We start from the raw sequence: 5131 nt of genomic DNA on the forward strand, positions 1-5131 counted from the left end.
TGCCGGGGGTGAGGGAGGGGAGGCTCAGTCGGCGTGGCAGCCGAGCAGCTCGGCCGTGGTGCCGCGGGAGGTGGTACGGAGCGTGACGACCTTGTCGATGCGGGTGGCGTCCCCGTCGAAGCGGAAGTCCGCCCGGCCGACCTCGGCGCCGTCCTCGGCCTGGGAGCGCAGCGTGCAGTAGCCGCTCGCACCCGCGTCCTTGTGCACCTCCAGGTGCACCTTGACCTCGGTGGCCGAGGTCTCGAAGGTGATCACCTCGGCGCTGATCTTGTTGCCGCCGACGTAGTAGTAGGCGAACCAGCCGATGAGGACGAGCAGGCCGGCGCCCAGTACCGCCCCGAGGATCCTGAGCTTGCGGTCGGCGCGCTCGTCCGCGGAGCGACCGTACCGGCCCTCGGGCAGCTGCGTGCTCGCCGTGCTCATGGATCGTCCTCTCCGAAGCGGGCCCGGACGAAGGTCCTTGAATGGGAACCCCGGGGCCGGTCCCGGAATTTTTCGCCCCCCGGTTCGGTCACTATAGAAGTCGCCCAACACCCGGGTTCACGCCGGGGCGAGTCACACGAGTCACCGAGTTCAGTGCGGGCGCCGACTTACGAGGGAATGAGTCTTGACTGACCAGCTGCGACTGATGGCCGTGCACGCGCACCCCGACGACGAGTCGAGCAAGGGTGCGGCCACCATGGCGAAGTACGTGTCCGAGGGGGTGGACGTGCTGGTGGTGACCTGCACGGGCGGGGAGCGCGGCTCCATCCTCAACCCGAAGCTGCAGGGCGACAAGTACATCGAGGAGCACATCCACGAGGTACGCAAGAAGGAGATGGACGAGGCGCGCGAGATCCTCGGCGTCGGGCAGGAATGGCTCGGCTTCGTCGACTCCGGGCTTCCCGAGGGCGACCCGCTGCCGCCGCTGCCCGACGGCTGCTTCGCCCTGGAGGACGTCGACAAGGCGTCCGGCGAGCTGGTGCGGAAGATCCGCTCGTTCCGCCCGCAGGTGATCACGACGTACGACGAGAACGGCGGGTACCCGCACCCCGACCACATCATGACCCACAAGATCTCCATGGTGGCGTTCGAGGGGGCGGCGGACACCGAGAAGTACCCGGAGGAGGAGTACGGCCCCGCGTACCAGCCGAAGAAGCTCTACTACAACCAGGGCTTCAACCGCCCGCGCACCGAGGCGCTGCACCAGGCGATGCTGGATCGCGGCCTGGAGTCGCCGTACGGGGAGTGGCTCAAGCGGTGGAGCGAGATCGAGCGCACCGAGCGCACACTCACCACGCACATCCCCTGCGCCGACTTCTTCGAGATCCGTGACAAGGCACTGATCGCGCACGCCACGCAGATCGACCCCGACGGCGGCTGGTTCCGCGTTCCGATGGATCTCCAGAAGGAGGTCTGGCCGACGGAGGAGTACGAGCTGGCGAAGTCACTCGTGGACACCTCCCTCCCCGAGGACGACCTCTTCGCGGGCATCCGCGACAATGCCTGACATGAGCGCAAGCCTGGCACTGACACACCTCGTCCCCCTCGCCAAGGAGGTGGACGAGAACAAGGTCACCCCCGGCGTCCTCGGCTTCATCGTGTTCGCGGTGATGGCCCTGGCCGTGTGGGGTCTGATGAAGTCGATGAGCCGCCACATGGGCAAGGTCGACTTCGAGGAGGCGCCGGACGAGCAGTCCGGCGGCTCCGGGAAGACGGCCGCCACGGCCGCGGGCAAGACCTCGGGCAAGTCCTCGGGCACGCCCAAGCCACAGCAGGGCTGATCACCGGTCCTGACGGATGACCGGCAGGACCGGCGGGCAGGGCCCGGCAGGAGCAGTCACTGCCGGGCCGCCACCGGCACCCCCATGACCTCACGGGCGTGCCGGTCCGGCACCATCCCCAGGGTCCACGCCCGCCATCCGGCGTCCAGGTCGATGCCGCGTTCCAGAAGCAGCTGGTACGCGTCCACGTACTCGTCGAGCTTGGTGTCGCGGAGCGGGTGCGTGGCGTGGGACAGCTGGGTCAGTTCCTCCTGGGCGACCGCGGTGCCGATCTCGACGCCGCCCGGCGCCCCGTACGGCAGCAGGGTGCACCGCAGGAACCTGGCCCAGTCCTCGCCCCGGCGGTCGCCGTAGGAGGCGAAGAGCGCGACGGCGTCGTCGCACAGGGACAGGGCCTGCTGGGTGCGGGCGTTGCCGGCGTCGACGACCGCCAGTTCCAGGCAGGTCCACGCCTCGCCGTGGGCCACGCCGATGCGCTGGAAGTCGGCGCGGGCGTCGACCAGGAGCTGGCGGGCGAAGCCCGAGTTGCGCAGCGAGCCCGTCTGGACGGCTCGCTGGTCGCGGGTCACACGGGCCGAGTGGTGACGGGCGCAGGCGAGCCCGTACACGTCCCGCATCCGGGAGAACATCGTCCTCGACCGCTCCAGCTCCCGTACCGCCTGGTCCAGGTTGCCCGTCTCCTCCAGGGCCTGGCCCAGGTAGTAGACCGACCAGGCCACGCCGCGGGCGTCCTCGTTGTCCTGGTGGCGGGCCGCCGCCTGGCGCAGACCGTCGACGGCGGCGGACGCGTCACCGGCGACCATGCGGGCGCGGGCGAGCTGGGTCATGGCCCACGCCTCGCCGCGGGCGTCGCGGGTCCGGCCGTAAAGGTCCAGGGCCATGCGCAGCTCGGCCTCCGCGTCCGGCACGTCGCCCATCCGCAGCTTCAGTTGGCCCAGCTGGAAGTGCGCCCACGCCTGGCCGTGCACGGACTCGCCCTCGCCGTGCAGCACCAGGGCCCGCGTGAGGAGGTCGAGGGACTCCGCCGGCCTCGCCCGGTCCCGTTCCACCGCGGCCAGGGCGTGCATCGTCCAGGCCCGGTCCACCGACAGCTCCGGCGCCGCCTGGAGGTCCAGGGCCTCCCGGAGCTTGGCCGCCGCCTCGGTCAGGTTGCCCTGGTGGTGGAGCGTGATGCCGAGGGAGCAGAGCGCACGGGCCGCGCCGGCGTCGTGGTTCGCCTCCATGTAGAGGTCGACGACGGAGGTCAGGGTGGTGCGGGCCTGGTCCAGTTCGCCGAGCTGACGGGCCGCGATGCCCGTGCGCCACTGCACCGAACGCATCAGCAGGCCCTGGTCGACCGCGCGGGCCAGCTCGCTGATCTCGCCCAGACGGTAGAGGTCGCCGCGCAGCAGGCAGTAGTCGCACAGGGCGCCCAGCAGGTTCAGGACGGCCGCCTGGTTCACGCCCTCGGTGTGCCTGAGCGCGGCCGTGATGAAGCTGGACTCGTCGTCCAGCCAGCGCAGCGCCTCGTCGAGCGAGGTGAAGCCGTGCGGGCCGAAGTGGTCCGAACGGGTCGACATCTTGCCGTCGACCAGGCGGAGCACCGAGTCGGCCAGTTCCGCGTACGTCACGATCAGGCGCTCATGGGCGGCCGTGCGCTCCGCGGGCTCCTCCTCGTCCAGCAGGCGGGCCTGGGCGAAGACGCGGACGAGGTCGTGGAGGCGGTAGCGGTTGCCGCGTACGTGGTCGATCAGGCCCGCACGGGCGAGCGCGGTCAGATGCCGGGTGGCCTCCGGCTCGCTCGTGGCCAGCAGGGAGGCCGCCGCGGCGGCGCCCAGCGACGCCCGCCCCGCCAGGGCCAGGCGCCGCAGCAGCCGCCTCGCCGGGTCCGGCTGGTCGGTGTAGCGCAGCCAGAGGGCGCGCTCGACGGACTCCACCGGGCCGTACGCGCCGAGGTCCGTGGCCAGCCGGCGGGGCGTGCGCGTGCCGCCGAGGGACGAGCCCGCGATGCGCAGGGCCAGCGGGAGGCCGCCGCACAGCTCCCGTATCTCGTCGGAGGACTGGGCGTCGTACGGGGCCGAACTGTCCTGGGCCACCGCGCCCAGCAGCTCCTCCGCACCCGCCTCGTCGAGGGCCTCTACGGGAAGCTGGTGCACCCAGGCGGCGAGGTCGGCCGGCAGGTCGAGGGGCCCCCGGGCCGTGACGAGGACGAGGCTGTCGGAGCGGTCGGGGACGAGGGCACGGACCTGTTCGGGATCAGAGGCGTCGTCCAGAATGATCGTGACCGGCAGGCCCGTCAGATGCTGGTGGTACAGCTCGCTCAGCCGCTTGACCTGCTGGTCGGGGGAGGAGCGCTCACGGAAGAGGAGCTGTTCGCGGGGCGCGCCGAGACGGTTCAGCAGATGCAGCAGGGCGTCCCGCGTGGACAGCGGCGGCTCGCCCGCGCTGTCCCCGCGCAGATCCACCACGCACGCGCCGCGGAACTGGTCCTTCAGGTCGTGGGCCGCGTGCACCGCGAGTGTCGTACGGCCCGAACCGGGGGCGCCGCGCAGCACGACGACGGTCGGACGGGTCTCGGTACTGGCTCGCGCCGCCTGCACCCACTGCCGGACCCGGGCCATCTCCGCCCGTCGACCCGCGAACGGGCCGTCCGCCTCCGGGAGCTGCTGGAAGGACTGCTCCAGCACGCTTCTTCTGCGTGCCGCCGCGCTCTTGTCCGTACGGCGCAGTTGGGGTGCGCCCTTCTTCGTGCCGGTGGCCGTGCTCGCGCTCAGCACGCGTTGCTGGTCCAGGAACGGGCGGATGCCGCGTACCTCCAAGGCGGTGAGCCACTGGAGCCGCAGCTGTGCGGGGCCGCCGGGCTGGCCCAGCGCTCCGGCGCGGTGGTGGGCCGCCGGGAAGTGGGCGGCGGTCACCTTCAGTACGGTGGCGGCGGCGCCGACGACGCCCACCGTGACGCCGGCGCCGATGGCGGTGCCCGTGTTCGTGCCGAGGGCCAGGTCGGCGACGGCTGCCGCGACCGCGGCCACGGCTGCGATCAGCAGGGGGGTTCCGGCGCCCTCCTTCGCGTATCGCTGGGCGAAGGTGACCTGGCCTTCCTCGGCCTCGTCGAGGGCGCGGGTGTACGCCGCGTACTCCTCGGTGGCCGCCTCCGCCATGGCGTCGAGCGCCGCGCGTGCCCGTGTGAGCAGTACGCCGCCGTCGGTACGGCCGCCCGATCGGCGGACCTCTTCCTCCACGGCTCTCGCCAGCAGCCGCTCGGCCTCCACCCGATGGCCGTCCCGCATGACACGTCCCCCTCGCTCGCAGCAACGGCGTTCCTTGGTCAAGTGTGCTGTGGATGGGGCGTGGAGGCGAGAGGGCGCGAAATGGGGGGTGGGGTGTGTGAG

The 5131-nt window shown here is 71.8% G+C and carries 4 protein-coding genes; 2 read left to right on the forward strand and 2 right to left on the reverse strand.

The genetic code is table 11. The features are described from left to right. Positions 1-24: 24 nt before the first annotated feature. Positions 25-423 carry a DUF4307 domain-containing protein gene (locus FNH08_RS44110; protein ID WP_152777138.1) on the reverse strand — a complete coding sequence of 133 codons (399 nt, stop codon included), beginning with the start codon at positions 421-423 and terminating at the stop codon, positions 25-27. A 184-nt stretch (positions 424-607) separates the two neighbouring features. Between FNH08_RS44110 and mca the strand changes: the two genes are divergently transcribed. Both mca and FNH08_RS44120 read left to right on the forward strand, forming a co-directional pair. Beyond that, the gene (mca, locus tag FNH08_RS44115) at positions 608-1489 is read left to right on the forward strand and encodes a mycothiol conjugate amidase Mca (protein WP_152777139.1); all 882 of its coding nucleotides are present in this window, start codon (positions 608-610) and stop codon (positions 1487-1489) included. Position 1490: 1 nt separating this feature from the next. Next, complete coding sequence (locus FNH08_RS44120; RefSeq protein ID WP_152777140.1) at positions 1491-1763, forward strand: hypothetical protein; 273 nt, start codon at positions 1491-1493, stop codon at positions 1761-1763. Between the two features lie 56 nt (positions 1764-1819). Here FNH08_RS44120 and FNH08_RS44125 read toward each other — a convergent pair whose 3' ends face one another. Beyond that, on the reverse strand, positions 1820-5029 hold the full coding sequence (locus FNH08_RS44125) for a tetratricopeptide repeat protein (protein WP_152777141.1): 3210 nt from the start codon (positions 5027-5029) through the stop codon (positions 1820-1822). Between the last annotated feature and the right edge of the window lie 102 nt (positions 5030-5131).

Origin of the sequence: Streptomyces spongiae (assembly GCF_009377185.1) — a bacterium.
Taxonomy (GTDB): Bacteria; Actinomycetota; Actinomycetes; order Streptomycetales; family Streptomycetaceae; genus Streptomyces; species Streptomyces spongiae.